Origin of the sequence: Chitinophaga sp. 22620 (assembly GCF_052044405.1) — a bacterium.
Taxonomy (GTDB): Bacteria; Bacteroidota; Bacteroidia; order Chitinophagales; family Chitinophagaceae; genus Chitinophaga.
The window spans coordinates 1,314,900-1,338,751 of the sequence record NZ_JBQEMV010000002.1 but is presented as its reverse complement, the minus strand read 5'-3'; the positions used below and the strand labels follow the sequence as shown (position 1 = coordinate 1,338,751).

At 55.1% G+C, this 23,852-nt stretch carries 15 protein-coding genes; 5 read left to right on the top strand and 10 right to left on the bottom strand.

The window, feature by feature from the left end; all coding sequences use genetic code 11:
* Positions 1 to 119: 119 nt before the first annotated feature.
* From ACTJIK_RS15125 to ACTJIK_RS15110, 4 genes are all read right to left on the bottom strand, one after another.
* Positions 120 to 1,277 carry a FecR family protein gene (locus ACTJIK_RS15125; RefSeq protein WP_440647502.1) on the bottom strand — a complete coding sequence of 386 codons (1,158 nt, stop codon included), beginning with the start codon at positions 1,275 to 1,277 and terminating at the stop codon, positions 120 to 122.
* An 85-nt stretch (positions 1,278 to 1,362) separates the two neighbouring features.
* The gene (locus tag ACTJIK_RS15120) at positions 1,363 to 1,947 is read right to left on the bottom strand and encodes an RNA polymerase sigma factor (RefSeq protein ID WP_440647500.1); all 585 of its coding nucleotides are present in this window, start codon (positions 1,945 to 1,947) and stop codon (positions 1,363 to 1,365) included.
* 84 nt (positions 1,948 to 2,031) lie between these two features.
* Positions 2,032 to 2,826 carry a DUF72 domain-containing protein gene (locus ACTJIK_RS15115; RefSeq protein ID WP_440647498.1) on the bottom strand — a complete coding sequence of 265 codons (795 nt, stop codon included), beginning with the start codon at positions 2,824 to 2,826 and terminating at the stop codon, positions 2,032 to 2,034.
* A gap of 98 nt (positions 2,827 to 2,924) precedes the next feature.
* Complete coding sequence (locus ACTJIK_RS15110) at positions 2,925 to 4,070, bottom strand: serine hydrolase domain-containing protein (protein WP_440647496.1); 1,146 nt, start codon at positions 4,068 to 4,070, stop codon at positions 2,925 to 2,927.
* Between the two features lie 207 nt (positions 4,071 to 4,277).
* Between ACTJIK_RS15110 and ACTJIK_RS15105 the strand changes: the two genes are divergently transcribed.
* The 5 genes from ACTJIK_RS15105 to ACTJIK_RS15085 all read left to right on the top strand — a co-directional run bounded on the left by ACTJIK_RS15105 (position 4,278) and on the right by ACTJIK_RS15085 (position 12,770).
* The gene (locus tag ACTJIK_RS15105) at positions 4,278 to 4,850 is read left to right on the top strand and encodes an RNA polymerase sigma factor (protein WP_440647494.1); all 573 of its coding nucleotides are present in this window, start codon (positions 4,278 to 4,280) and stop codon (positions 4,848 to 4,850) included.
* A gap of 243 nt (positions 4,851 to 5,093) precedes the next feature.
* On the top strand, positions 5,094 to 6,062 hold the full coding sequence (locus ACTJIK_RS15100) for a FecR family protein (protein ID WP_440647492.1): 969 nt from the start codon (positions 5,094 to 5,096) through the stop codon (positions 6,060 to 6,062).
* A 227-nt stretch (positions 6,063 to 6,289) separates the two neighbouring features.
* Positions 6,290 to 9,625, top strand: a complete 3,336-nt coding sequence (locus ACTJIK_RS15095; protein ID WP_440647490.1) for a SusC/RagA family TonB-linked outer membrane protein — start codon at positions 6,290 to 6,292, stop codon at positions 9,623 to 9,625.
* Positions 9,626 to 9,644: 19 nt separating this feature from the next.
* A complete protein-coding gene (locus ACTJIK_RS15090; RefSeq protein WP_440647489.1) occupies positions 9,645 to 11,225 on the top strand; it encodes a RagB/SusD family nutrient uptake outer membrane protein in 1,581 nt (526 codons plus the stop codon).
* Between the two features lie 24 nt (positions 11,226 to 11,249).
* Positions 11,250 to 12,770, top strand: coding sequence for a redoxin domain-containing protein (locus ACTJIK_RS15085; protein ID WP_440647487.1), 1,521 nt, complete (start codon positions 11,250 to 11,252; stop codon positions 12,768 to 12,770).
* Positions 12,771 to 12,901: 131 nt separating this feature from the next.
* Here the strand turns inward: ACTJIK_RS15085 and ACTJIK_RS15080 are convergent, their stop codons facing one another.
* The 6 genes from ACTJIK_RS15080 to ACTJIK_RS15055 form a co-directional block, all read right to left on the bottom strand.
* Positions 12,902 to 15,400, bottom strand: coding sequence for a zinc-dependent metalloprotease (locus ACTJIK_RS15080; protein ID WP_440647485.1), 2,499 nt, complete (start codon positions 15,398 to 15,400; stop codon positions 12,902 to 12,904).
* 2 nt (positions 15,401 to 15,402) lie between these two features.
* Entirely contained in the window at positions 15,403 to 16,272 is an 870-nt protein-coding gene (locus ACTJIK_RS15075) for a peroxiredoxin family protein (protein WP_440647483.1), read from the bottom strand.
* A gap of 83 nt (positions 16,273 to 16,355) precedes the next feature.
* Positions 16,356 to 17,828: a PKD-like family lipoprotein gene (locus tag ACTJIK_RS15070; protein ID WP_440647481.1), complete on the bottom strand. Its 1,473-nt coding sequence runs from the start codon at positions 17,826 to 17,828 to the stop codon at positions 16,356 to 16,358.
* 18 nt (positions 17,829 to 17,846) lie between these two features.
* Positions 17,847 to 18,671 carry a DUF4843 domain-containing protein gene (locus ACTJIK_RS15065; protein ID WP_440647479.1) on the bottom strand — a complete coding sequence of 275 codons (825 nt, stop codon included), beginning with the start codon at positions 18,669 to 18,671 and terminating at the stop codon, positions 17,847 to 17,849.
* An 8-nt stretch (positions 18,672 to 18,679) separates the two neighbouring features.
* On the bottom strand, positions 18,680 to 20,191 hold the full coding sequence (locus tag ACTJIK_RS15060; protein ID WP_440647477.1) for a RagB/SusD family nutrient uptake outer membrane protein: 1,512 nt from the start codon (positions 20,189 to 20,191) through the stop codon (positions 18,680 to 18,682).
* 11 nt (positions 20,192 to 20,202) lie between these two features.
* Positions 20,203 to 23,556 (bottom strand): SusC/RagA family TonB-linked outer membrane protein, encoded by a 3,354-nt coding sequence (locus tag ACTJIK_RS15055; protein ID WP_440647475.1) that lies wholly within the window; start codon positions 23,554 to 23,556, stop codon positions 20,203 to 20,205.
* Between the last annotated feature and the right edge of the window lie 296 nt (positions 23,557 to 23,852).

Below are 23,852 nucleotides of genomic sequence, written 5' to 3'. Positions count from 1 at the left end.
ATAACCAGTCTGCCACGACTGTGCGTATTCATGGTCCGCCAGGTCACCGATGCGCTCCGGGCCCTAATCCGGGGCGTATTCTTTTGTGACGGCGGTGTTTTATGCTGCTTCCCTTATTTTTATTTCACCTGGCGGTTCACCACCACCAGCCTGTTATTTTCTTCCAGCCTGAACTCCACTCCCGCGCGCTCCAGCATTTTCAGCATGGCGGAGAGCGGCATATCGCGCTGCATTTTGCCATAGAATTCCATGTCCGGTATACCGTTCTCGTATACGATCGCAATGTTGTACCAGCGGGAAAGCTGGCGCATTACTTCCGCCAGCGAAGCATCCTGGAAATTGAACAGCCCGTTCTTCCAGGCTACTACTTTATCTACATCCACATCCCTGCTTACTTCCAGGCGCCCGCCTGTGCTCACGGCCTGCTGGCCCGGGGAGAGCTGTACGCCTTCGTTGCCTGCCGTTACCTTCACTTTGCCGCTGAGTAATGTAGTTGTAACATTATGTTCGTCCGTGTAGGCATTGACGTTAAACGCGGTGCCCAGCACGAGCACTTCCGTTTGTTTGTTTACGCTTACTGTGAATGGCGCTGAGGCGTTCTGCGCCACTTCGAAATACGCCTCGCCTGTCAGCTCCACCTTTCTTTCATTTTTACTGAACGTTACAGGGAAGCGGATGGAGGAAGCTGCATTGAGCCATACTTCCGTGCCATCGGGCAGGCGCAGCCGGTACTGGCCGCCGGGAGGCGTGGCGAGCGTGTTGTAGGCATTCCCGGCAGCGGCGTTGGCCGCGTATTGCAACCGGCCGTTCTGTTGGGTGATAGCGCCTCCATGCTGGCTGATCTGCCTGGCCGAACTGTCTACCGTTATGGTGCTGCCGTCTGCCAGGGTGAGCACAGCCTTGCTGCCGCCCGGCTGTACATCCGCCACTTGTGCGGTTTCCGGGACTTCCACCTTCTTATCCAGCAGGAAATACAAGCCTCCTGACAGCATCAGCAGCAACACGGCGGCCGCGGCGGCGAGGTATGGTTTCAGCCTGCGTATGCGTGGCTGGGGTTGAATGCCCATTTCTATGCGGGAGTAAATGCGCCGAAAAACGGCTTCATCCGTTTCCTGCAGGTATTTTTCAGCTTCCAGGCTGCCCAGCACCATCTCTTCGAATTGCGCCAGGTACAGCGGATCATCCAGCAGCTCCTGCAATTGCCGCTCCTCCGCCGCAGTGGCGGCGCCCGTTACATATTTGTCTGTCAGTTCTTCCAGCAGGGCCTTGTTCATCATGATTTGAATCCAGTTAACAATAAAGACGCAAAAGCAAAACAGTACCGGGGATGGGTCCGTAAAAAAACTCAAATATTCTTAATCCCTATATATAATACAGGCAGAATATGAGAATATGCAGGTGGTTGCCGTTGTTCTTAAGATAAGTACGGAGAAAATTGAGGGAGAGCGTGATGTACTCGCTCACGGTGTCTTTAGAGATGTTCAGCGCTGCGGCTATTTCAGCATGCGACTTCCCTTCGAGGCGGCTCATTTCGAATACCCGTTTCCGTTTGGGCGGCAGCTGCGCGATGCCCCGGCGCAGCAGGTTGTTAAGCTCCTTCAGTTCCAGCTGGCTGTCTGGTATGTAAAGCGTTTCCGCAACGTCCGCCTCTTCCCCGGAATGCGCGCCGGCCAGCTTTTCCCGGAGGCGGGACACGATCTTGTTCCTTGCGGTAATGAACAGGTAGCCGCGGAAATTTTCGATACCGGGGAGCGTTTCGCGTTTTTCCCAGATGGCGAGGAAAACATCCTGCGTAAGCTCTTCCGCCTTTTCCGGCGAACGCAGGTAGGCGAGCGCATGAGCATAGATATTGGGCCAGAAAGCTTCCACAATGGTCTTCAGCGCCTGCTGGTTGCCGGCGGCCATCTCATGTAATAAGTGTGCCTGGTTTTGAATATCCGCGTACATCCCGTGGTGGCTGGCTTGGTGATCCGATCCTGGTCAATATCGGGACTAAAGTATAAAAAAGAACAGGAATTCCGCTCAATCGTTTCAATAACCTTTTTTCCCGGCGGGAGAATCAGCCGCCACCATGCTGTTCAGGGTAACAAGATCACTGATGGCGTCGCCGATGGTGTTGTTGAAATAAACATACACGTCCTTCCCTTCTGCCATCCACTGCCGGGCCTGCATGGCGTACTGGTGAAGCTGCTCCTCACCATACCCGCCCCTGTAATCGCCCGCCGGACCATGGAAACGCAGGTATACGAAATGGGCTTTCCTGTTCAGCTGCATATTCCGTGATTTAGGGATGTCGTGCAGCACCACACTGCATGCATGTTCGTCCGCCAGCTCATACACCTCGCCGATGTACCACGAAGCATGCCTGAACTCAAGCGCAACCTTCCAGCTATGCGCGGGGCGGATCTGTTGCAGTATGTCCAGCAGCCGCTCCACTTTGCTGAATTGCTCCACGGTCACGGATGGAGGGAATTGTACCAGCAGGCAGCCTTTTTTACTGCCCGCCTGGCTGATCACTTCCATGAAACGCACCACATCTTCCTCATTGTACACAAACCCTTTGCCATGGGTGATCTCCCGCCAGAGCTTAAATGTAAATACAAAATCATCCGGAACGCTATCCGCCCATTTCTTTACCGTGGCCGCCTGCGGCACTTTGTAGAACGAGCTGTTTATTTCGATGCTGTTGAACAGTGAACTGTAATAAGTAAGCCGGCTTTTGTCGCGGAACGCGGGCGGGAAAGCCTGTTTGTTGGGCACAGGCAGCACCAGGCCGCTGGTACCTGATCTGAATACAACTTTACCGGGATGTTTTTTACCTGCCATTGAAAACTACTTATCAAAAATCCAACCAGTATTCACTAAAAAGAAAAGACCCGCGCCGGGTGAACCGGGGCGGGACCTTCTTTTCAAAATAGCGTTCGTTAGTCTTTTATCCACGAAGCGTCGTAGGCCTTTTTAACGAGACCGTACATATTACGCCAGTCCGCGCCGATAGAGTTAACAGAAAGCGCCAGCTGCACGCGGGCGGGCAGCTTGATGATGATCGTCTGCAAGCCCACGTCTCCCGCATTCAGGCTGTCGATCCCGTTCCTTTCACTGTACAGGGCGCCGCCATGACCGTATGCTTTGCCGCCGTATACGTCGAATATCCCGTTCCAGCCGAGACCGTAGGTATCCATCAGCAGCTTTTTATTATTCGATATAAGGGTTTCTTTTTCCGCCATGTAAGTGATCACCCGCGACATGTCCATGGTGGTGAGCACAAAACCGCCGCCGCCGCAGAGTTCCTTCCAGTCGATATGCGATACCCCATCCAGCCGGGAAGGCGATTCGTTGAGCATCTGCAGGGTCAGGCCTTTAACGGGCGCGCATCCACGCTGGCCTATACCGGCTCTGGATAGCACATGCGCCTGCACCAGGCGGATGTATTCGCTGCTCATCCAGCTGCGGAAATCGGAAGGGGAAAGCATTTTTTCCTTTTCACGGAAGGTGATGGAATCGTGCAGCTTGGGGAGCATGGCCCTGAAAAGCGCGAAGTTGATATTGGAGTATGCGCGCGTTTTGGGAGAATCGATCTTCGCCGCGGCGGTGTTCATCAGGTCCGTCCAGCTGGTGCCGCTGCCGCGGATGCCGGATTTATGCGTGAGCAGCTGCCTGAAGGTGAGGTTCCGGATATCCGCATGTTTGCTCCAGGAGGCGGGCAGCCAGGGCCCGATCTCGTTGTCTATGGTAAATGCGTCCAGGTATTTCAGCACGGTAACGGCCGTCAGTGTTTTGGTAACGCTGGCGATGTTCACAAACGCATTCACGTCAGACTTTGTGCCGGCAACGGAACCGATGCCGAACGCCGCCGTGTCCGACACCTGGCCTTTGTGCGTGATCACGAACTGGTAGCCACGGGCGCCGGCAAGCCCTTCTTTTAATTTTTGTTTGAAGAGGGATGATTTAAAGACCTTGTCATTTGAACCGATGGGGAGCGGCAGCTCGAGCTGTTCACAGGATGAAAGGCTGATGCCCGCCGCTAAAAATGCAGCGGCGCATAATTTTACAGGGGTTGTCGTTTTCATAAAATCAGTTTTTTTGGTTTAACGGCTCAAATGTAGAACAGGAGGCCCGGGTGGCGGATGCGGGATTTACGGAAATGATAGCGGGATTAACGAAAGGGGTTGTTCAATTGACGAAGGGGAACAACATGCGGAAAAAATCACGGATTCTTTGTAAATTCAACCCGTGAATAGTGAAGTTCACGCGAAACTCTTACCAATCAAGATCGAGTGGAAAGTTATTCAGATATGGAGCTGATCGGGATGATCAGGGGGAATGACCACGACGCTTTCCGGGAGCTGTACCGGCGGTATTGGGAACCGCTGCTGCTGCAGGCCGCCGGCAAAACCGGTTCCATGCAGGATGCGGAAGATATCCTGCAGGAGCTTTTCGTACATCTCTGGGAGAAACGATCCGGCCTGTATATTACCGGCGCCGTAGGCGCTTATCTTTTCACGGCGCTCCGCAACAGGGTCATCAACTATTTCCGGGCGCAGCTCACCCAAACCACTCATATCCGCGAAGTTTCCGGCATGCTGCCGCAGGCGACAGACCATCATCAGCTGCCCCTGGGCCTCAAGGAGCTTGCCGCACAGGTAAAGGCCGAGCTGGACCAGATGCCTGAAAAGATGCGCACCGTTTATCTGAAAAGCCGCGAAGAAGGCCTCTCCGCCCCTGTGATCGCCTCGCAGCTCTCCATTTCCGAACAAACCGTCCGCAACCAGATATCCAACGCGCTCAGACGCCTGAAGGGCAAGGTCACTGAATATTACAGGGGCCATTCGCTGCCGAATTCCCTGTAGCAGCGGTTTTGAGAGACTTTTCTTCCCGCGGGACCTCTTACCAAAAAACATGACGACTATCCGCTAAGGCAAGGTTGGCCAGCAAGACCCGTAATTGCGAGAGGCAACACAGGAGACCTGCTCCTCGCAATGGCGGACTTTTCCTGTACCGCGGTATAAACCGGCGGGTAATTCATAAAAAAATATTTTCCTCCCATCTGGTATACCTGGCATTTTGAAGTGTCATATTAATAAAGCCGGTTTTTGGATACGCACGAACACATAACGCAATTATTAAAGAAGTACGCCGAAGGCGCCTGTGCCCCGGAGGAAAAAGCCATTGTGGAACAATGGTACGCCTCCCTGCCAAACCGGCCTGGTGAACCGCTGCCTGCGCAACAGGAAGGCCGGCTCTGGGAAAAGATCGAAGCCCGCACGGGCGAACAATCGCATCCCCGCCGCTCCATCCGCGGCATACGCCTGGCCGCGGCAGCTGCCGTGCTGATCGCCGCGGCAGCCGCGTTGTGGCTTGCCCGTCCGGAAACGGATGCCGGCCTGCAACAGATCACCGCGGCGGCCGGCGATATCGTGCCGCTGTCCCTGCCGGACGGCTCCCGCGTTTGGCTCAGCAGCGGCGCCAGCGTGCGCTACCAGCCCGGCTTTACGGAAGGCCGCCACGTGCTGCTGGAAAACGGCGAAGCCTTCTTCGATATTAAACAGGACGACCGGCGGCCCTTTACCGTGGAAGCCCGCGGTACCCGCACGCGCGTGCTGGGCACTTCTTTCAGGATCAACGCCGGCCTGCCCGACGACGCCGTGGAAGTGACCGTGATCACCGGTAAAGTGCAGGTGGAAGGCAAAAGCCAGCCGCCCGTGGTGCTTACCCGCCAGGAATCCGCCGCATTCAAACCGGCGCAACCCGCGGCGGCAGTGAAGCAAACGGACACCATACCCGCCGCCCTGCAATCCGCCCAGGCCCGAGAAGGATGGCAGGCACGCTCGCTGGAGCTGGACAATGTGTCTACCGGCGAACTGGCGCTGCTATTGGAAAGTATTTATAACGTGCGCTTCAGCTTCGAAGAAGAACGGCTGAAAGCCTGCAGGAATACCATCAGTATCAATACCGGCCGCCCATTGCCGGAAATACTGGACAAACTGAAATTGATCAACCATTTTGAATATAAGGTCACACCGGGAGGAATTTTGATTTACGGCGCCGGATGCGGCATATAAAACAATTAGACTGAGCTGCCGCAAAGGCTGCATATTGATTCCACACGCATATTGTTCTACATAAAAAAGTGCCCGCAAAAACGGGCACCGGATCGTTATTCCGGTCACACTGCCTTGGTCTGGTAAACTTGCAGGCGGTGCACCGGCTGGTATTTTATTGTTTAACAACAAAAACCGTAACAAACAAATTTATGAAAAAACCGCCATTAACGTTAATTATCAGGTTTATGCGGGTAGTGATGCTTACATCTCTTCTTTTTGCTACGGCCATGCTGGCATCCGCCAGCAGCAAAGGCCAGCTGCTGGACAAGGAACAATACTCGGTTTCTTTCCGCAACGAATCCCTCGAAACCTGCATCCGCAGGATCAGGAAACTGACAGGGGTTGAATTTGCCTACAACCCGGAAGAGCTGAAGCAGTTCAGCATTTCGGAAAGACGGTTCACGCGGCAAAACCTCGGCAGCATTCTCGGCAGCCTCCTTTCATCCACCCCGCTGGCGTTCCGCGAGATGGACAACAGCATCGTGATCTACAACCCGGTGGAAGAGCTCACCGCGGCACAGGACCAGAACGTTAGCGGCACCGTGACCAACGGTCATGGCGAAGCGCTGCCCGGCGTGAGCATCCGCGTGAAAGGCCGGCTTACCGGCGTAGTGTCCGACAAAAATGGCGCCTTCAGTATCCGTTGCCAGAAGGGCGATGTGCTCGTGTTCTCCTTCCTCGGTTTCCTGCAGCAGGAAGCCATTGCAGGCAATAGCCCCCTCCGCATCGTGCTCCAGGACGACAATGCGGAACTGAAGGAAGTGATCGTGGTGGGTTACGGCGAACAGCGCAAACGGAATGTTGTGAGCGCCATTGGCACGATAGACTCCAAAGAGATACAGCGCTCTCCCGTCATAAAAGCTTCCGACGCTCTCGTGGGCCGCATACCCGGGCTGATGGCGGTGAAAAGCGCGGGCGGGCCCGGCAGGGGCTCAGACCTCTACATCCGAGGTTTCAGCACGCTCAACAGCGGGCCGCCGCTGAACAGTCTTGCCCCGCTCGTGGTAATAGACGGCATTCCCGGCCGCGGGCTGGACAACCTGGACCCGAACGAGATCGAGACCGTTTCCATCCTGAAAGACGCATCCGCCAGTGCCGTGTACGGCGCAAGAGCGGCCAACGGCGTTATACTGGTCACCACTAAAAAAGGCGTGCGCGGCGCACCTTCCATTTCACTGAACAGCGGCGTGGTGATGCAGCGCCCTACGCGCCTTTACGACGTTCTCGGGTCCTACGATTACGCGCTGCTATTGAATGAAGCGCATAAAAATGAAGGTTCTTACAATCCCACCGCGGGCCGCGGGTACACAGACGCAGAGCTGCAAAAGTTCAAAGACGGCTCCGACCCTGATGTGTACGCGGATACCGACTGGTATGATGAAATACTGGACGACCATGCCATACAAACACAGCACAGTCTTTCCGTAAGCGGCGGCGCCGAAAAAACGCGCTACTTCGCATCGGCGGGCTACGCTTACGAAGGCGGCCTGTTCAGCCTGGCGAAGTTCAACCGTTACAACTTCCGCCTCAACCTGGAATCGAAAGTAGGCAAGAATGTCACCTTCAGCATACAAAGCAGCGGCATGGCTTCCAAAGCGCAGGACATGGGCAGCTTCACCTCCGATTACGTGATCCAGTTTGCCATGGAGAGCCCGCGCATTTATCCCAACCGCTTCTCCAACGGGCTGTACAACTACATCCCGCAGGCACGCGGCAATATGTACCTGATGGCCCGCGGCGACAACGGTACCCGCACCACTACCAACAACGTATTCAACGGCAACGTGTCGCTCCAATACGATGTGCCTTTCCTGCAAGGCCTGTCCGTAAAAGGAACGCTGGCCTACGACAAAATAAACACCTTCGGCAAACGCTGGCTGACGCCTTATACCGCGTACATCCGCGATGCAGCGGGTAACTATACGCCGGCGAACACTTTTCCTTCCAAGCCGGAACTGACCGAAACCTACACCCAGTTCCAGACGCTGGTGACGGAGTTTTCGCTGGCCTACCAGCGCCAGTTCGGGCAGCACAATGTGTCCGCATTGCTGCTCTTCAACCGTACGGACGACCAGGGCGACAACCTTTCCGCGGGCAGGACCAACTTCGCGTCTTCCGCGCTGGACCAGCTGGACCTTGGCGACCGCACCCAGGCCACCAATGCGGGCAATGCCTCACAACGCGGCCGTATCGGGTATGTGGGCCGTTTCGGGTATAATTTCAAAGAGCGTTACCTGCTGGAATTCAACTTCCGTTACGATGGTTCCAACATCTTCCCTCCCGGCCGCCAGTTCGGTTTCTTCCCTTCATTGGCGCTGGGATGGCGGGTTTCGGACGAGCCTTTCTTCAAAGAGGCCCTGCCTTTCATCCCTTCCCTCAAGATACGCGGATCGTATGGCCTGGCGGGCAACGATGCGGTGAACCCTTACCAGTTCCTCGCCACCTACAACCTCGTGCAGACCACCAACGGCTATTCCTTCGGCGGGGCGGCCCCGCAGTACATTTCGGGCTTGCAGGAAAGCGTGCTTCCCAATCCTGATTTCACCTGGGAGAAAACGCGCATCGGCAACATCGGCATCGAAGCATCCTTCTGGGAAGGCCGCCTGACGCTGGAAGCGGACTATTTCACCAAACATACCGTAGATATCCTGATACCGCCCACGCAGGTGGTGGCTTCCACGCTCGGCATTACACTGCCGCCTCAGAACGCCGCGGAAGTGCAGAACCGCGGTGTGGAGATACAGCTGGGATATGCGGACCGCAACAAGGATTTCTCCTGGCGCGTACGCCCGAATGCGACCTTCCTGCGCAACAAAGTGCTGCAATACGCACAGGCTTCCTCTGTGCCTCAATGGCAGCGGCTGGAAGGCCTCAGCGTAGGCTTCGGCGCAGTGACGGGTTACCAGGCGCAAGGGCTGTACCAGTCCGAGGATGAGATCAAAGCAGGGCCGACCCCGCTGTACCCCAACGTAAAACCGGGCGATATCCGTTATGCGGACATCGACGGGGATAACAGGATCACGCCGGCAGACAGGGCCGTCATCAGTAAAGGCGCTTACCCCAACATCTTGCTGGGCGCGGATATGGGCGCATCCTGGAAAGGCCTTGAGCTGAACCTGCTGTGGCAGGGAGCCGCCAATGTGGAAACACATTTCCGCGGCACCATTGCCTGGCCCTTCTCCGGAGACGGCGTGCCCGCCGCGCAGCACCTGGACCGCTGGTCGCCAGAGAACCCCGGCGCATCGTTCCCACGTTTGTGGATCAACAATCAAAACAATTCACAAAACTCCACCTACTGGCTCCGCAATACCTCTTACCTGAGGCTGAAGAACCTGGAACTGGCGTACTCCATGCCCCGGCAGATGCTGCAACCGGTGGGGCTGTCGCAGATACGGTTCTACGTCAGCGCGCTGAACCTGCTGACCTTCTCCTCCTACAAATACACCGATCCGGAAGCATCCGCCTCCGTGGCCTACCCGCTCATGCGGTACTACAATGCGGGCGTAAACGTGAAGTTCTGATCTTAAAACAAAACATTACATGCGAAAAATTTTCTTCTCCATACTCGCTGTTTCCATATTCGCCTCCTGCTCCACCGACCTGCTGGACCGCGGGCCGCTGGACAAATACAACGAGCAGAACGTCTGGAAAGACAGCACCCTGATCAATCTTTATGTAGGGAACATCTATGCCGGCATGTTCACCACTTACGACGAAGGCGGCGACTGGCTGATGGGCTGCATTACAGACGAGGCCGAAAGCGCACGCACCTTTCACCAGTCGCACCAGATCAACACAGGGCAGTACGGCCCTTCAGATAATGTGTACAGCGAATACTGGACCGACTGTTATATCCAGGCGCGCAAATGCAACACCCTGCTGGAAAGGGTTTCCGATGCCCCGCTGTCTGCAGGATTGAAGCAGCGCATGAGCGGCGAAGCGTATTTCCTGCGCGCGCTGGCCTATATGCAGCTCTACGAGCGCTTCGGCCGTTTTCCCATCATCGATAAAGTGCTGAGCCTGGAAGATGAGACCACCGTGCAGAGAGCCAAAGACGAGGATTGTGTGAAGTTCATCCTTGCCGATCTCGACAAAGCAGCCCAGCTCCTTCCGCCTTCCTATAACTCCGCCAACCTGGGCCGCGCCACCTCCTGGGCCGCGCTGGCGCTGAAAAGCCGTTTCCTGCTGAACCGGCATCGCGACGCAGAGGCCGCCGAAGCGGCATTTGCCGTGATAGACAGTAAAAAGTACGACCTGTTCCCGGATTTCCTCACGTTGTTCAACCCGGAAAACGACAACAACATCGAGATCATTTTCGATAAACAATATGCCAGCGGCATCAGCGGGCAGATACATGACCTGGATACCTACGAGAATTCGCCTTTCTTCACCGGTTTTTCCAGCGCCATTACCTGTCCCACGCAGAACCTCGTGGATGCTTTTGAAATGAAGGATGGCCTCAGCTGGGACAAATCCCCGCTTTACAACGCCGCCAAACCCTACGAGAACCGCGACCCGCGCTTTTACGCCACCGTGCTGCACGACGGTTACCAGTGGATGAACGAAAAGGTGGACATGAAAAAAGGCAGCAAATTCAACCGTGCCTCCGGCTCAGGATCTTCGCCCACCGGCTATTTCCTGCGGAAATTCCTCAACCCGAAGTTCGACGCCAGGGTTACCGCCAACAATGCCAATTTCCAGAACTGCCCAGTCATCCGTCTTGCGGAGGTCTACCTTATTTATGCAGAAGCAAAATGGAACCTGGGCGATACAGAAGAAGCGCGGAAGTATGTGAACAAGCTGCGCACGCGTGCGGGCATCCCGGAGATAGGAGCCGCCGGCTTCACCTTCGCCAGCCTGCAACACGAGCGTTTCGTGGAACTGGCCTTTGAAGGGCAGCGCTGGTTCGACATACGGCGCTGGAACCAGGGTGCTGCCCGGATCGGTGGAAAGATATTCGGCGCCGACATCCAGGATACGCCCGGCGGGCGCACTTATACGCGTTTTGAGGTGGAAAGCAGGTTCTTCCAGCCGAAGATGTACCTCTTCCCCATCCCGCTTTCCGAGATCAACAAATACCCCTCCGGCACACCGCTGGCGCAAAACCCTGACTGGAATTAATTCATCCTTAAAAAAACTCAACGCATGAAAAAGTATATTATCGCACTCGCATATTGTATTTTCCTCCTCGCATTCAACACAATGGGCCAGGGCAGGAAGCCCGTGCCCGCTTCACCGGAAGAGATCGGCAAAGCAAAAGCCGCCGTGCTCAAGCAACCGGAAGACGCGGAAGCGCATAAAGCTTACATCAAAGCCGCGGGCGGCGCAACGCCGGAAGTATTGAAACAATACGACGCATGGATCAAACAATACCCGAAATCGGCCATCATACCGGCCGCCATCGGTGAAAGACTCGCCAACCAGGAAGACCCGAAAGCCAAAACTTACCTGCTGGAAGCCGTGAAACGCAATCCTAAGCTGGCTTCCGCCTGGGGTAACCTGAGCTCCGATGCCGAACGCTGGGGCGAGTTCGACAAGGCCACCGAATACCTGGCAAAAGCCACCGCCGCCGCACCGGACGACCCGAATTACGCTTTCTACTACACCATGAAATTCGACGATTCCGATCCCGCTAAATACGAAGCGCTGAGCCTGGAACTCACCAAACGTTTCCCTGAAAGCCCGCGCGCCGCGCAGGCTTTGTACTGGCTGGCCTTCCGGCTGAAGGATCCGGCGAAGAAAATGAAATACGCTGAAATGATGTCCAATGAATTCCCTCCGGAAAAATATGACTGGAGCAAATACGGGATGGACTACTACTATGAACTGCTTTTCCCGACAGACATTGACAAAGCGCTGCAAATCGCAGAAAGAATGAAAACCCTCCCCAATACAGAAGAAACGAGGCAGGAAGAATGGACACGCCGTCAACTGGTAGCCCAGAAGTTCAAAGAAGCGAAAGCCCTGCAGGCCGAGCCTGATAAAGCGCTGGCGTTGCTGGTCGGCCTCAATACCCGCCGAGACGCGGCGGTCGCAGAAGAGCTTGCCCTACTGAAAGCCTCTCTGGAAGCTTCTGCCGGCCGCACCCAGCAAGCCTACGACAGCCTGCTGAAATTCCAGTCCGCCAAACCTTCCGACGAGATCGGCAAAGCCATCGGCATCTACGCCGCTAAACTGGGAAAGAACGAAGCAGCCATACAGCGCGACCTCAGCGCGCTCCGTGAGCAGAAAGCCAAACAGGCCACTCCTTTCACGCTGGATGCATATTTCACCAAAAACAAAATATCCCTGTCCGATTATAAAGGGAAAGTGATACTCCTCACCTACTGGTTTCCCGGCTGCGGCCCCTGCCGCGGCGAATTCCCGCACTTCGAGAACGTGCTGAAAAAATTCAGGGGGAAAGACGTGGTATACCTCGGCATCAATATCGTACGCGATCAGGATCCTTATGTGATACCCTTCCTGAAAAGCAGCGGCTACACTTTCACACCGCTCGCGGAAGATGAAAAGCGCGACAAAGGCAACCTGCCTTCGCCCGGTGCGCCCACCAATTACCTGATAGACCAGGACGGCCGGATCATCTACTCCAACTTCATGATCCACGGCGATAATGAAAGAATGCTGGAGCTGATGATCGAATCTATGTTGCAGAAAAAAACCAGCTAAATATCATATCGAAACCAACCAGGTGAAAAGAGAGCGGCGTTTGCCGCTCTCTTTTCATTTCATCAGCAGGCATAAAAAAAACCACCTTGCGGTGGTTTCTTTCAGGGGACATCACAACGGGGAATCCGGCATTATTTATCCTTTCCTTCCAATTCCCTGCTGATCCTTTGTTCCATATCCTGCAGGTGGTACTTCGATAAGCCCGTTTGCGAAGTCGCCGCTTTGCGGATATCGCTGCGCAGGCTTACCAGGTGCGCCCGCATGATGCTGGATACATCGTTGGCTGTCGGATCGGGGTTTATGTAAAAGATCGTCCCGTTACCATTATTCCTGCCTACGATCTCATTCACCGGTTTAAAGGCTTTGAATGCATTGTCTATATACAGCTTTTGCAGGCCGCGGCGGTAAATGTCCATCGGCTTGCCCGTATACAGCTCGCCCCATACGCCGCGTTTCAGGTCCTCAAGGAACTCTTCGGCCTTATAGGTCTTCATTCCCTTGTTCTGCTCCGTTGCCTTCAGCAGGGTCAGCAATGTGCCTGAGCCCTGCAATTTCATCAGGATATTGAACTGGGCTACGCTGATGTGCAAACCGGGATCGGTGCCGGTTAAAGCGGTGAGCTCGTCGTTGATGAGCCAGGCGGGCGTAGTGAAAACATAGTCGTTCAGGAATTTCATCGCATCTTTCTGCCGCCGGTATTCCACTGGTTCGAATATATTACCCGGCTGCTCCACGCTTTTCGCGGTAACGTAGCTGCCTGCAATGCTTTTCATCACCTGCACCGTATACAGCCTGTACTGTTTCAGCAGCTCTTCGTACATCACTTTCAGATTGGTGTATCCTTCATTCGGCTCACGGGTCCAGGTTTTGAGCTGCGGCAGGATGCGCTGGAGGTTTTTGATACCGTATTTGCCGGCCAGCACAGCGTCATCGCCCAGGTCCTCGCTCTGGTTGCGGGGATCGGTGAAGCTCATCTCGTTGCCGAAATAGAGGTGCTTGTTTTTGGCAAGACTGTCTATGATCTGTTTGTTGAGGAAGGGCGCTTCGTCTTTCGCCGTTTTGAACTGCGGGTACCAGCGGTATCCCCATTCAATGGCCCAGCGGTCGTATTCACCGATCCTCGGGAAGATGCCTTTCTGCGTGATGCCGTCTTCCGGCTGCGCCACGTAGTTGAAGCGCGCATAGTCCATGATGGAAGGCGTATGGCCATGGGCTTCCACATAAGCCTTGTTGCGCAGCATTTCCACCGGCACGGTGGAGCTGGAACCGAAGTTGTGCATGAGGCCGAGCGTGTGGCCCACTTCGTGCGACGATACGAAACGGATCAGCTCGCCCATCAGCTTTTCATCAAACTCCATTTTGCGGGCGGCCGGATCGGTGGCTCCGGCCTGGATCATGTACCAGTGATGCACCAGCTGCATGATGTTGTGGTACCAGTTGATGTGCGTCTCAATTATCTCGCCGCTGCGCGGGTCATGCACGTGGGGACCGCTGGCATTGGCCACCTGGGAAGGTTTGTACACGAGCACGTTGTGCCGTGCATCGTCTATGCTCCAGGTGGAATCATTTTCAGGGGCGGGCAGCGCCATGATGGCGTTCCTGAAGCCAGCCTGCTCGAAGGCCTTCTGCCAGTCGTTCACCCCCGCGATAAGGTAAGGCACCCATTTTTTAGGCGTTGCGGGATCGATGTAATAGATGATGGGCTTTTTAGGTTCCACCAGCTCGCCGCGTTTGTATCTTTCGATGTCTTCTTCTTTCGGCTCCAGCCTCCAGCGGGTTACCATATATTGTTCCTTTACGCCTTGCGGGTCCGCATCAAAATCCACATAACCTCTCGCGAAGAAACCTACCCTTGCATCCGCATACCGGGGCTGCATGGGCGTTTCGGGCAGCAGCACCATGGAGCTGTTCAGCTCATAGGTATCCGGGATAGACGAAGCCGGGCCCTGTGTGGGCGCCTGTAGATAGCTTCTTACCGTACGGATCTCGATATTCATGGGGAACGCTTTCACGGAAGAGATATACGACCTGTCCGCCTGCAAGCCGCCGATCTTGAGCACACCTTTTGTTTGCAGGCTGAAATGGAAGATCTCGTTCTCCGTGTTCAGGTAATCCGTGATATCTATTACCGTGCTTTTCGCTTCTCTGTTGTAAGCTTTTACGGGGAATGCGGCGGCAATGGGTTCCAGGTTCGACTTGATCACGGACCTGTAAAGGCCGTTCTCCGTAGAGTCGCCGGAACGTTCGGCGAAGCGCATTACTTTCAGGAACACCTTATCGTCCGGCCCTTTTTCGAAATGGATCACGTTCTCCGCGATCTGGTCGCCGGCATAACCCGTCATTTGCGGCCTTGGCCCCGCTGCCGACCGGCCGATGCGGTTCACCACCAGGATGGCCCGGTTGTACATAGAATCCGGTATCTCAAAAAAATACCGGCTGTTCAGGTGGTGAACCTTGAACATACCTGCGTATGTTTTCGCCTTTGCGGTGATCACCTGCCCGTATGGTTTGATGACGGAAGGGAGGGAATCGGTTTTTTTGACAGATGTATCCGCGGGAACGGCTTTTTGTGCATGGGCGGCAACAGCGAGACCAAGCAGCGCAAATAAAGTGATGTTAACTCTAAGCATGGTTATTTAAGTATTTCTTCCAGTGTTTTGGTCAGCTGTTCCCCGCGAAGGTCTTTGGCAATGATCTTCCCGCGCGGGTCTACCAGGAAATTCTGCGGAATGGAGCGGATCATGTACAGCTTCGCTACTGCATTATTCCAGTATTGAAGGTCGGACACATGTTTCCAGGCGAGGCCGTCGTGATGGATCGCTTTCAGCCATTCCGCTTTTTTCCCCGGCTGATCCAGGGACACGGAGAGGATGTCGAAGCTTTTATCTTTAAAACGGTGGTAAGCCGCCACTACAAAGGGATTCTCTTCACGGCAGGGCCCGCACCAGCTGGCCCAGAAATCGATGAGCACATATTTCCCCCTGTAATCGGCCAGGCGCACGGTGTTGCCGGCAGTATCCGGCGCGGAAAATGCGGGCGCCTGCGCGCCCAGGCGCACTTTCATGTAGTTGTCTATGAGTTTCCGGATATTTTTTCCGTTTTCGCTCTGCCGCACCGGTTTGTGCAATGAGCTGAACAGTCGTTCGTATTTGGTGATGTCGTCAGGAATGGGGCCGATGGCATCTTTCAGGGCATCGAGGCTCACCAGGTAATCCGGGTGCCGCTGTATGAACGCGATCTCTTCCGCCTTCCGCTCCTGCTTCAGCAGCGCCCATTCGGCGCGGTATTGCGCCAGGCCGATGGTATCGTACTTCGTTTTTGCTTTCTGTGCGTCCAGCCATGCCTGCTGCCGGGCGGCCATTTTATCGTCGGTTTCCTGCAAGGCCTGTTTAAGTTCCGCCTTTTGTTTGGCCAGCGCCAGGGTGTCTGCACCAGCGCTTTGCGCCATCAGGCTGCCGGTACAAAAACTGCAGGCGAGGGCCAGTAGTAATGAGCTTTTCATGTTGTTATTTTTTGAGAAGGCATGCAACCACCCCACCGGCTGTTGTACAGCGGCAACGGGTGCGATCCCAAACCTTTTAAATGTTAAAAAACGCGGCTTCCCAAACCGTTCTCCATGTAGATCACCGTAGATACGCGGCCCTCTCCTTCGAAATCAGGTTTGGCCAGCGGCTGGATGGTACCGGTGGAGCTGGGCTTGTGCAGCCATACTTTGTACCGGCCGTTCGAAAAGGAAGCGATGGCAATGAAGTCCAGCGTATTGACCACACCGGTTCCCGGCTGCGGGAACTTGATATGCTGGATGCAGGTAACGGCCTCCCCCGCGGGCAGCGATACCTGGAGGTTTTCCTGCAAACCGGCGATGTCTGTCATGTATATATTGTTGCCTACAGCGTAATAAATGTAATCCGCATCGTAATTACCGCCGATGGCGCTGGCTTTCATCAGGCCATGGGCAACCGGCAGCGGCTGCTTTGCCGTAACCAGCGGGGCGCTGCCGGAGCCGTTCGTGAGAGAAGGATACGAGGTGTTCAGCTTAAAGAGCGTACCTGCGCCGGTGGCATCACGGAAGAGGGCCATTGCAACACTGCGGGAACCTGCATAGCCATTGATCCAGATGAGGTCCGCATTCATGTTCTTCAGGTCGTTCCCGGTGGTTGGCAGGCTGTTAAAATAAAGCCCGTTAAAGAAAAATATGCTTTTGGTCTTTTCGTCAAAACCAATATCCATGGCGCCTACCGCCGTAATCCGGGATATCTGGTATGGTACGGGCGCGCATTCGGCAAACAGGCCGCCTTTATTCATGCAATACGACTTGCCGTCGTTCACCAGGCCGAGGTTGAAGGAGTTCATCGGCTGGAATGTACTCTGTGGCTTCTTTACGGCTGGTTTGGTGAAGAACATATCGTCGAAGGTGCGCATGATCTTTCCATTGTCCACCCTGATAATGGCTGCGTCTTTGTCGGACACCAGCGCCAACGCGCCAAAGAGTTCCGTAGAAGCAACGGACATCTTGAAGTTAGGCGCGAAAACGGCTTCCAGCGGCTTGCCTTCAAGACTTTTACCATTGTTGTAAAAGGCCATCCAGTTGTCTATCCGGCCGTCTTTATGAATAAAATCAAGATCCGTATTGCTGCCATTTTCTTTCAGCAGGTACCAGCCGTTCATGTTCAGGGTGGCCACGATCATGTTCATGTTGATGAGCTTGGTCACGGAAGTTTTTTTATCCCGCACGTTGAACACGAGGATGTACTGGCCGGGATTCAGCATCACTTCATATTCCAGGTTCTTCGTCCTGGCCAGTGTATCGGGCCTTGGCGCGTTGCCCTGCACGAAGTTGGTGGTAAAGGCCGTCCAGAAGAAGTCGTAGCGGCTTTCATCCTGCACTTCGGGATTGATGCGCAGGATATCCTGCCGGGTGTACACGGAATAGCTGGTTTGCAGCCCGGCCACCTTCACCTCCGGCAGCGGATGGTCGCCGGCGGTGCTGTTGTCTTTATTGCAGGCGCCCGCAACGATGGCCAGCAGGGCGGCGGCGATGATATATAATTTCTTCATGATAGTAATTGTTGATGGTTAAGGGAACGAAACAACCGCGCTGTTGGGTGAACCTGTTTCACGCACCGGCGCTTTCCCGCTGGCAATATTGGCCGGGTCGGCATTGAAGCGCTGCAGTTCCTGCTTGAACAGGTTCGCATAGTGCGTGAGCGCGCCGGCAGCCTGGGCAGCCTTATACCAGTTCTCGTCGATCACTTCGCCGAGCACGTCTATCATGAACTGGTGCTTGCCGGTGCTGTATTTCCCGAAAGTGTAAAATGCGGGAGCCGTCCCGTTGTCGAACCGCCAGGAATAGAACCGCTCCAGCCTGTCGGAGAATATGACAGTTCTGGCGCGGGCTTTTGTTTCCCCGAGGCCGAACGCGTCGTTGGCCGCCAGCTCCACGCGCAGGCGGTAACTGTTGTCTTTCAGGCTCGCATCGCGCAGCAGCACGATGGGCAGCCTGGCTTTTACCTCTCCTGCTTTTACCACCATCAGCGGCTGCACCGATTTGTCGTCTATGCTGATAAAATGCACGCCGGGAACGGCTTTGAAAGGCATTTCCTCAACGAGGGTGTCTGTCACCTGGTTAGTAACCGGGTCACGCACTAAAGTGTAGGTGTATTCGGGTACCTGCACAAGCGTCACCGGCCGGTCATGATCCGCCGGGCTGCCGATGGTATTTACTTCTATATACACGGTGTCTTTCGTAACGGCGGGGCCATCGTAAATGAAGGTGGCGCTCAGCGCGGAGGTATCAGCCAGCTGTATCCTGTTGATGTCGCTGTACATCAGGTTTTCCGCTTTTTTGCAGCCGGGGGCGAGGGCCAGGCAGACTGCTATGCGGCATATGAATCTTTTCATGGCGGTGATCAGTTGTTATGGTAATTAATCTCGCGGTCCGGTTTGGGCACGATGTACCTGGCCGTGGTGGCGGTGTAATAGGTGCCTGTCCAGCTGGCGGGCAGCGTGGCCAGATTAAAACGTTTGTACGTGAAAAAGGTCTGCCCTTCCGCGTAAAACTCCCGCACATATTCACGGATCATCTTGTTTTTCCGGTCCGCCTCCCAGTTGCCTGCGTTGAAACCGTTGGTGAAGGGAATGCCTTTCTCCGCGCAGTAAGCGCCGTAGTAGCCTTCGGCTTCCGCTTTGTCCGGGGCGCATTCCGTGAGTATGAGGTACATTTCGCTGAGGCGCAGCAACGGCGCCTGGAGAACCGGCTGGAATGTTTTCTGGATGTACTTTTTATACAGCACGTAACTTGGCACGCCACCCGGCGCGGGTTTATACACCCACATGTTGTTCCACCTGATGTCTGATACCCTTTCTGTAACGGGGAACAGGTTGTTGAGGTAATAGAACCCGTCCTGGAAGTTGAAGTCGTAGCGCACCAGTGTGCCCGATTCGCCGAAAAGCCCGTTGGCGGTCTCTTTCAGGTCGAATATGCTCAGTGCTGCAATGTGCTCGCACGACATGGTGTAGTCTCCCGCGGAAACATCGCTGGCCCGGCCCAGCCTGAAGGTGGGCTGGCCGTTCCGGTCCTTTGCGTCTATCACCATTTTCGCATATTTCACCGCATTGCCGCGGTTGGCGTCGTCCTGCGGGATCAGCCACATATACACCCTCGCTTTCAGGGCCAGCACGGCATAATAATTCATGCGCACCTGGCGGTACATATAAAAGTTGTCCGCCACCACCGGTATGGCGGTGGAGTTCGCCGGCGGGTTCAGTTCCGTCATGGAATATTGCAGGAAAGGATCCACCTCTTTCAGTAATGTTTCCGCTTCATCGAGGTCTGCCAGCACCTGCTGCGCAAATTCCCGGAAAGGTACGGGCGTCACGATCTCTTTGGATACTTCTTTTACATAAGGCAATACGCCCACCGTGCCAGGGTTGTCAGGCATCGGGCCGAACATGCGCAGCACATCGAAATGCGCGAAAGCACGCAGCGCCAGGGCTTCTCCTTTGATCAGCCGGTAGTTGTCTCCCGTGAACAGGGCTTTCTGCCGGTCAATGTTCTGCAGGATGCTGTTCACATCGGCCACTATTTTGTATTCATCGGCATAGGTAGCGGCCAGCCATTCTTTCACTACCGCATCCGAATAATTGGCGTTGGCCAGGTTGGTGAGGCCGGTGAACTGGGCGTTGGACACATCCCAGTTGCGGGCCATGTATTCGATATTTCCCCACATCATATTGCCGCCGTAAACGTTGCCGCTTTTCATGCGGATGTATGCGCCGGTAAGCGCATCACGGAAGCCTTTCTGGGTGGAGAACATCTCATCTTTGGTAACCTGCGCCGCGGGCTTCACATCCAGCCACTTGTTGCAGCTGCTGAATAGCAGGACGCCGAGTAATATCGTATTGAGCGTTATTTTCTTCATGTTGTTGCGGATTAAAAAGTGGCGAACAGGGTCATGCTGAACTGCCGGGTGAACGGATAATCAAGCCCGCGTTCCTGGCGGATGCTGGAGATATAGAATAACTCCCCGGTATTTGCCGTAAGGGTCAGCGACTGCAGGCCCAGGCGGTCCAGCCAGCGCTGGCCGGTAAGGTCGTAGGCGAGGTTCATGTTCTGGCACAGGAAAGTTGCTTCGTCCTGCACGAAACGCGATGAGGGATATACATCCGTCACTTCGTTGAGCCCTCTGAAGAAGGTCCTGTCACCGGGCTGTTTCCAGCGATCGTAGAACACGCGTGAATCTACGTTGAAGAACCTGTCTGCATTTTCGATCTTATCTATCAGCGTCTGGTTATACAGCTGGCCGCCGAAGCGGTAAGCGAAGGAAGCGTTGAAGGTAACAGCCTTGTAACGGAACAGGGTGCTCACGTTGCCGATGTATTTCGGCCTGGCCTGGCCTACGATCACCCTGTCTGCCGCATTCCAGGTATAGGTCACCTCGCCGTTGCGGTTCATGAACAGCTCGCGGCCGGTGCTGGGGTCTATGCCCATGGAACGCACCGCATAGATCGCATCCTGCGAAGCGCCTTCGAGGATGATCTTATTCGGGTAGTTGCCCGGCGGCAGCAGTGCCAGCTTTTCGTTGGCGGCTTTCATGGCTTCAGACAGCTGCGTGGTCTTATCCTGGCTGTGCGCCATGTTGCCGGTAACAGACCAGTTGATGCGTTCCGTGTTGTTGTTGATGATCATCACAGTAGCCGTCAGCTCGAAGCCGGTCAGCTCCATGCCGCCGGTGTTCTGCACGTAGCTGGTAAAACCGTTGGAGTAAGGCAGTTCCAGTGAGCTGAGCAGGTTGGAGGTCTTTTCTTTGAAGTAGTTACCGTTCAGTATTACCCGGCCGCGGAACAGTTCGGACTCGAAGCCAACGTTCACTTTATTGGTCCGCTGCCATTGCAGGTTCGGGTTGCCGAGCGCGGTCTGGTAAGCGCCTACCCAGTTCTTGTACCGGTTGTTCATGTAATAGGTATAGGTAGCCAGCGGCTGGTAGGCTGCGAAAGCCTGGTTGCCCGTTACGCCGTAGCTTCCTTTCAGCCGGAGGCGGTCCACAAAGGGCAGTTTTTCGCGGATCACTTCTTCGTGGTGAAGGTTCCAGCCCGCGCCTACGGACCAGAAAGGCGCGAACCGCCTGTCTGTACCGAACTGCGAAGCGCCGTCCACGCGATAGTTGGCTTCGGCGGAATAACGTTCATCATAAGTATAGGTAAGCGAGCTTACGAGCCCTACCCTTCTTGTGGTGGCTTCAAATCCGGCGGGGGCGCCGTTCTGCTTGTATTGAAGGGCCATGCCCAGGAAGTCGATGCTTTCATCGGGGAAACCTTCCGCGGAAAAAGTGTAGCTCGTTACCCTGCTTTCACTCGCATCCATGCTGATACCTGCGCTGATGCTATGCACGTCCGCGAAGATATTGGAATAATTTGCCTGCAAACGGCCGGTCCAGCTGAAGTCTTTACCGCTGGAATAGTCATAGCTGCCTTTGCGGAAAATATCTTCTTCCGTGTAGTTGGCAAAGGCCGAATGGGAAGCCGGTTTGAAAATATCGCCGGCGCTGCGTTTGGCGTTGATGCTCAGGCCGCCGTTTATCCGCAGGTGGTCTACCGGCGACCAGTCTACCTGGAAGTTATTGATGATCGAAGTATAATCGCTTTTGTTATAGGTGTTCAGCGTTGCGTCGTACATCGGGTTCGCGTAGGGCCTGCTGCGCCCGTCGCCCTGTACCCAGTAGTCGTAGTTGTAGGGGGTGAACGACTGCACGATGTGCCCCTGCGCGTCGTACGGGCTCCAGTAAGGGTTCAGCTTTACGTAATCGCCGAAGGAGCCCCAGGGCGATTCTTCGCTTTTGCTGCTGCCTACCATCAGGGTGTTGCGGAAGTTGAGCCTTTTCAGCTGGTAGGAAAGGTCTACCGTGCCATTGATCACATCGCGGCCGGAGTTTTTCATCACGCCGTTGATGTTATTATACTGGCCCTGCAATGAATAGCGGAAGGCATTGTCGCCGCCTTCCAGCCGCAGGGAGTGGTTCTGGTCTGTTTGCGTGCGGAGCGGCTTGCGCATCCAGTCCGTATTCACGCCGCTTTCGATGACGCCGAGCACCTCGTTGTAATATTGCTGCATCCTGATGTTGGCCGCCGCGTCTTTGGTGGCGCTTACGTAATAGCCTGAAATTCGCTCCAGCTCCAGCTTTTCACGCGCGTCCAGCAGGTTGTAGCTGCTGAGGTCGGGAATGCTCAGGTTGAGGCCGGCCCGGTAGGTAAGCCGGAGCTTCCCCGGCACCGGCGCTTTGGTGGTGATCACCACTACCCCGTTCGCACCCTGCGAGCCGTATAATGCGGTAGCAGAGCCGTCTTTGAGCAGGGTAATGGATGCGATCTCGTTGTTGTTGAGGTCCATCATGCGTTCCAGCGTGATGGGGAAACCATCCAGGATAATGAGCGGCGTATTGAGGGCCGCGGCGGTATTGTCCGTGAGCTGGTCGATATTGGGAAGGTTGCGGGTGCCGCGCAGCTGGATATCCGGCAGGCGGTTCGGGTTGGACCCGAAGCTGTTGTTGGGCACCAGGTAAAAAGAAGGATCGATGTTGCCGATCGTTACGAATATATTGCGGCCCTGGAAGCGTTGCAGTTCCTTTTCCGTGATGAGCCTGGCCGCGCCGGTATAACTTTCCTTTGCTTTGTTGAAGATGCCCGTTACCACCACGTTGTTGATGGTGGACACTGTGGGCGCCAGGGAAATGTGAATGGGCTTATCGTTCTTCACCGTATACACAACGGTTTTGTAACCCACATACGTGATCTGCAGCACATCGCCGGGCTCCGCATCTATCTGGAAGCGGCCGTTGGCGTCCGTCACCACGTTTTTCTGTTTTCCGCGAATGCTGATGGAAGCGCCTGGCATCGGCGTGCCTTCCGTACTGTCCGTCACCCGCCCGGAAACGGGCAGCGCGGCGAGTTCTTCAACGGGTACGGCAGTGACGGACAGACCCGGTGTTGCCGGCTTCGGCGCGATCACGATCGTTTTCGTGTTTTCCTTGATCTCGAAGCGGAAAGGCTGGTCTTTGGCCACCGCGTCCAGCAGCGCGCTCAGCGGCATGGCTTTCGCATCCAGCGAAACGGGCTTTGCCCCGGCCAGCATGTCCTGGTTGTAAAAGATCACATAACCGGTTTGCTGCCGGATGGTCTGGAAAACCTGCTTTACCGGCATGTTCCGGGCGGACAGTGAAATGGTCTGTGCCGTAACAGCGGCCTGCACGTGCATCAGCGCAGCGGTAAGGAATACAATTGTCAGTTTCATTGCAAGAACAATTGATGCTGCATATCTGCGGCGGCCTCGTACATTGCTCCCGGCCCCCGCGGGCAGCGATTTGGTTGATTTCCCCTGTGCCGGCGGCCGCTCAAAATGCATGGCAGCAACATACGGCTTGGGATAAGCTGTAAAATCCATAACTTAACACCTGGTTTGGGTTGATAAAAAAGCGGTTATCCTCGAAAGAAAATTGTTTTTGGGTTTCAGCCCGGCCATCCGCCGGAGGTGTTGGTAGCACCTTCGGCTTTTTTACGGGCATTCCCATGTTTTACCTGTTTGTCCCC